Raw genomic sequence first — 4,502 nt, 5'->3', positions numbered from 1 at the left:
GGAGAGATGACGGATTGCTGCGCGGACCAGATTGAAGCCCTCTGGGTCGAGGAGCGCGTCGAGGCGGCCCATGCTGTCGAGCAGGGATGACAGGTGGAGTTCTCGTGACTCGAACTGTTCTTGGGCGGTTTTGTCGGCGGCATCGGGGTCGTTGTGGAGCAGCCAGGTGGCGAGCAGCATTGTCAGATCGCCGGAGGCGAACTGCAGTGCCCAGCCGAGCAGCATTCGTTCGTCACGGGCGAATTCGCCGGCGATGTCGAAGGACCACAGGTCAATCAGTTGGCGGAGCGCGCTTTCGGCGAGGACACCGTCAGCGAACGTGGCTTTGACTTGGGGCATCTGCTGGATTCGTTCGGCGAGCCGCAGCGTCACGCTTGACGCCGACGGCGATTCGCCAGTGATTGACGACAGCCATGGTGTTGCTGAGCGGAACCCGGCCGTGACCCAGGCACCGGTTTCGAGTGCCCGCCACACGTGGTCGAGCTGTATCGATCGGGTTCGTCGAAGCGTCCGGGTCGAGTCGTTGACAGCGACCATTGCGCCGCCCCCGCCAACCAGATCGATCACCCCCAGCTCCATACACACAACAATACATTTGGGGTGTCACAGAGTTTCCGAAGCCGGAACGTGTCAAGAGGTGTGAGACAAGTTTTCGTTGGGTTGGATCGCGAGCCGAGAGCTGGGTGGGCAGTCCCAGTAGCGGCGTGTGAGCTCGGCGTGGAGTGCCTGCATCGCGGTGTGGGACCCGAGGACGCCATGTTGCGCTTGGTTTGCCGGGTCGCGGAAGGCTTGCTCTTGGGCTGCGTGTTCGTTGGGGTGGACAACAGTTTTGTGATCGCCTTCCACCAGTGCGAGCTCGGCAAGCAGCAGCACGGTGTCGTTGCATTGCCTGGCGAGTCGCCCGGCTGCTGCTTCGGTGGCATGGAGACGAACGTGGTGTGGGGCAAAGCCGACGTCTGCAAGGGGTCCTCACCGTTCGAGCCCCATTTTGGGTTGGCCCAGCAAGATGTGGAATACCGCGACCGTCGGGATGACATTCAACAGAACTGTTGAGAGGTGGTCGTGTCGGACGAGGTTGTCAGGCTTGTCGTCCATCGCCGCCAACGCTTGGATGTAGTCGCCCGAATACGCCAACAGGGCTCCCGCGATGCCTCGATAGAAGCCGTGACCAATGTCGGTGTCGAGTCCGTCGTGCTCGTAGGCGCCCAGGCTCCCCAGAAGCAGATCCCCAGCGATCACGTACTGGCTGTTGTTTATCAACCAGTCGAATCCCGCGGTGATGTTGGCTCTGTCGAACTGGAGACGTTTGCCAAGGCGCGCCTCGCTCGAGATCGTCCGACCATAACCGGCCATCACCAGCTTGTGGAAGTATTCGGCGTGCAGGCCAACGACGGCGTCGAGGTCGAACCCACCAACAAAGACCCCCAATGCCCTGAACGCCCGCTGCTGTTCGGGCTCGAGGAGGTCATAGCTCCACGCCACGGTTGCTTCGAGGGCGCGTTGGCGTTGCCGCCGTCGCCCGCCCGACCGACAGCACAGTGAACCGGTCGCTCAAACCCTGCAACAGCTCTGCCGGTGTCAGTACCGTGATCCGGGCTGCAGCCAACTCGATCGCCAACGGCACCCCGTCCAAGTGCTCACACAACTGGCTCTTCCGTTGCCACGTTGTCTGGCGTGATCGAGAAATTTGGTTCGATCGCCACAGTTCGTTCGGCAAACAGTTGCACCGCCGGTGAATCAGCCCCGTCGGCCGACGTCCATGACAACGAAGCAAGGTTCATGACCTGCTCGCCCCGACATCGAGTGCCTCGCGGCTGGTCGCCAACAACTCTGCCTCACCCCAGCGACCGCCAGACGGGTCTTGCCTCAACCGCCAACAGCGGCGATCGTGACCAAACGATGCTCGGCCAACAATCGTCGAGCCCGATCCAGGTCGTCGATGCGGCCAATCAGACGGGTTGGACGCACCGGCAGATTCAACGACGGCGTGTTGTCAACAACACGCAACGAAGCGAATGCACCCTCGCCGACCTGCAACAGCAACATTGGTTCGTCCACGTCGCGTCACCGATGCACGCCAAGGTCGTTGGCTTCGACACGCGCTGCGGTACGCACTGCATCGGTCATCAACGTCTGGCCTCCTTCACCAGCCGGTACCCGGCCGCGGTGAGTGGACCGGCCCGAGCCGAACACGGGATTCATGCGGACGTTCGTGGCCGTCAGGTCATGAGATCATCGGCGCGTCGGCGTCGACGAACTGGGTCCGGAGTTCGCGTTTGAGTACTTTGCCGGTGGCGTTGCGGGGGAGTGCCTCGACGATGGCGATGTCGTTGGGGATTTTGAACTTCGCCAGTCGGGTGACGCAGTGTTCGATGACGGTTGATCGATCGAGTGTGGCGCCGGGTTTGAGTGCAATGACGGCGAGCCCGACCTCGCCCCATTTGTCGTTCGGGACGCCGATGATCGCTGCTTCGGCTACCTCGGGCAGCTGGTAGAGCACGTTCTCGATTTCTGCTGGGTAGACGTTCTCGCCACCTGAGATGTACATGTCTTTCCACCGGTCAACGATGAAGAAGAAGCCTTCGTCGTCGATGCGCGCGGCGTCGCCGGTCTTGAGCCATCGTCCTTCGAACGCAGCGATAGTGGCATCGGGGCGGTTCCAGTATCCGGGGGTGATGTTCGGTCCGGCAACCCACAGCTCGCCGATCTCGTCGGGGCCGCAGTCGCCGCCGTTGTCGTTGACGACGCGGGCCTCGGTGTGGAGCAGGACCTTGCCGGTGGACCCGATTTTGCGGAGCGCGTCGCCGGGATCGAGGAAGATACAGGCCGGACTGGTTTCGGTCATCCCGAACCCCTGGACCAGTGGCACGCCGCGTTCGAACCAGGTTTCCATGATCGTCAACGCGCAGGGCGCCCCACCGACTCCGGCAACCCTCAGGCGCGACAGGTCGGTGTCGGCGAAGTCGGGGTGTTGCATCATAAATTGGTAGGGCGCGGGCACCGCGAAGATGTGGGTGATGCCCTGTGCTGGATCGCCGAGCACGCTCAGGGTTTCGCCCGGGTCGAAGGCTTTGACGATCACGACCGTGCCGCCCGCATGCAGGACCGGATTGCTGTAGCAGTTCAACCCACCGGTGTGGAACAGCGGCAACACGTTCAGGTGAACGGTGTCGAGACCGATCCCGCCCGGGATGCCAAGGTTGATGGCATTCCAGAAGTTCATGCCATGTGTGATCATTGCGCCCTTGGGGAGCCCCGTTGTTCCCGACGTGTACATGATCGTGATCAGGTCGTCGTGAGTGAGATCTGCCCGCCCGCCGTCCTCGCCGTCGAACCGTGCGAGCACCTTCTCGTAGGGACTGTCGGGGGTACCGCCATCGATCGCGAGTAGCTCGCCGATCGAGCAGAGCCGTTGCAGCTCTTGGGCAGCGTCTGCGAACGAGAGGTCGTGCACCAGCAGTATGGGCGAGCTGTCGTTGATGATGTACTCGAGCTCTGTCACCGTCAATCGCGAGTTCAACAGCACGCAGATGGCGCCGCGTCGAGCGCACGCGAACTGGATGTCGAAATATTCGACCCCGTTCTGGGCGAGCACGCCGACTCTGTCGCCGCGCCCGATACCAATGGACGCCAAGTGGGCTGCCATTGCGTCGATTCGGCGGTCGAGTTCGGCGTAGGTGAAGGTGCGCCCGCTGCCAAGGTCGCGGATGGCTTCCTTGTTGGGGCGTTGCGCGCTGTGATGGGCGATCCAGTCGTATGCGGGAACTGACCCGTGCCCTGTCGGCCGCGACGATGTCAGCGAGGCGGCTTTGGTACGATCGGCAACGAATTCGGACTGTGCTGCTGGTGTTGTCATGCGATGTCTCTTTGCTCTTGGTTGTCGGTGGACGAAATTTGGGCGGTGGCGACGAGTTCTCGTGCGTCACATCTGTGGAGATTCTGCCCCGGGTCTCGCGCCGCCAGACTATGGGAGGCGCGACACCCGGGTACGAACGGTGACTTGGGAACGAGCTGTGTCTCACGCTCCTGGCGGTGTGTACGCAGGGGACAGTTTCATTGCCGCGTCCACTTCCGCAGCGGTCACCAACGGCGTCGCTGTCATGGAGGAAATTCCGCCGCTGGCTTGGACGGTGTACATAGCAGCGGTCGCAGATGCCTGGTCGGGAGTGTCGGCGATGAGCACGACGCCCGCCCCATTCCCGCTGAAGTAGCAGGTGTCGAGGGAGCCGCCAAGGCTGGCGACCAGACCTTCGATCGCTGCCTGTCGGCCGGTCCCGCCGTCCTTGATCGCCCCGGCCGCACCAGCGGTGCTGTATTCGGCTGTCCAGAGAAACTTCATGGTGAACTGCTTTCTTTGCTGTTGGAGTCAGGCGGTGTCGCCCGGCATGCGTCCAACGATCTCGTAGCGCGGTGAGATATGACCCAGATGCCGGTGAGATCCAGCAACACCAGAGCCCAGATCCGGCGTGTGGGCAGCCCAAATACCGGATTGGGCTAGAGTT

6 protein-coding genes are annotated in these 4,502 nt (G+C 62.4%); all 6 read right to left on the bottom strand.

What is annotated here, in order from left to right; genetic code table 11:
- Positions 1-567, bottom strand: a 567-nt coding sequence (locus tag ACH2EI_RS11375; protein WP_395160082.1) for a DUF222 domain-containing protein, incomplete at its 3' end; no start/stop codon positions are given.
- A 402-nt stretch (positions 568-969) separates the two neighbouring features.
- A complete protein-coding gene (locus ACH2EI_RS11370; protein WP_395154362.1) occupies positions 970-1,482 on the bottom strand; it encodes a hypothetical protein in 513 nt (170 codons plus the stop codon).
- A 384-nt stretch (positions 1,483-1,866) separates the two neighbouring features.
- Entirely contained in the window at positions 1,867-2,058 is a 192-nt protein-coding gene (locus tag ACH2EI_RS11365) for a hypothetical protein (RefSeq protein WP_395154363.1), read from the bottom strand.
- 6 nt (positions 2,059-2,064) lie between these two features.
- Positions 2,065-2,202 carry a hypothetical protein gene (locus ACH2EI_RS11360; RefSeq protein ID WP_395154364.1) on the bottom strand — a complete coding sequence of 46 codons (138 nt, stop codon included), beginning with the start codon at positions 2,200-2,202 and terminating at the stop codon, positions 2,065-2,067.
- Between the two features lie 22 nt (positions 2,203-2,224).
- Positions 2,225-3,856: a long-chain fatty acid--CoA ligase gene (locus ACH2EI_RS11355; protein WP_395160080.1), complete on the bottom strand. Its 1,632-nt coding sequence runs from the start codon at positions 3,854-3,856 to the stop codon at positions 2,225-2,227.
- A 162-nt stretch (positions 3,857-4,018) separates the two neighbouring features.
- A complete protein-coding gene (locus ACH2EI_RS11350; protein WP_395154366.1) occupies positions 4,019-4,339 on the bottom strand; it encodes a GYD domain-containing protein in 321 nt (106 codons plus the stop codon).
- Positions 4,340-4,502: the final 163 nt, after the last annotated feature.

The sequence above is a fragment of the Ilumatobacter sp. genome (assembly GCF_041688325.1).
In the GTDB taxonomy this organism is placed as follows: domain Bacteria; phylum Actinomycetota; class Acidimicrobiia; order Acidimicrobiales; family Ilumatobacteraceae; genus Ilumatobacter_A.
Note: the sequence above shows the minus strand (reverse complement) of the source record. Positions and strands in the feature narration are given on the sequence as shown.